At 58.1% G+C, this 515-nt stretch carries 1 protein-coding gene; it reads left to right on the top strand.

Annotated features, from left to right (window positions below):
• On the top strand, positions 1-515 hold a 515-nt coding region (locus K5Q92_RS24600), incomplete at both ends, for a hypothetical protein (RefSeq protein WP_220771273.1).

The following is a 515-nucleotide window of genomic DNA, read 5'->3' as shown; positions in this document are numbered from 1 at the left end:
AGCGAAGGAAGAGGGGGGAGGGGAAAGGAGGGAAACAGGGGGAAGAGGCAGGAGAGGAAGAAGGAGAAAAGAAGAGAAGAGAAGAGGGGGGGGGGGGAAGGGGAAAGAAAAAGAGAGGAGAGGAAGGAAAAAAGGGAGGAGAGGGGAAGCGGAGTCAAATAACAGGGGGGAACAGGGCGGCGGCAATAGAACGAAGGGAGAAAAGAAGGGGGGGAGGGGGGGGAAGGGGGAAGAAGGGAAGAAGGAGGAAAAGAGAAGAGAAAGAGGAGGGGAGGGAAGAAAGAGAGGGAAGGGGAGGAGGGGAAGAGAAGAGGGAAGAAAGGGAAGGAAGGGAAAAGGAAGGGAGAAAGGAAGGGGGGGAAAGGGAGAAGGAGGGGGGAAGGGGGAAGGAGAGGGGAGGAGAGAAGAGGGAGGGGGGAGGAGGGAGGAAGAGGGGGGAGAAAAGGAAGAGGGAGGGGGGGGGAGGGAGGGAAAAGGAAAGGGAGGAGAGAGGGAGAGAGAAGAGAGAAGGGATC

This window comes from Shewanella sp. MBTL60-007 (assembly GCF_019654915.1).
In the GTDB taxonomy this organism is placed as follows: Bacteria; Pseudomonadota; Gammaproteobacteria; order Enterobacterales; family Shewanellaceae; genus Shewanella.
This window is presented reverse-complemented; position numbering and strand designations above follow the sequence as displayed.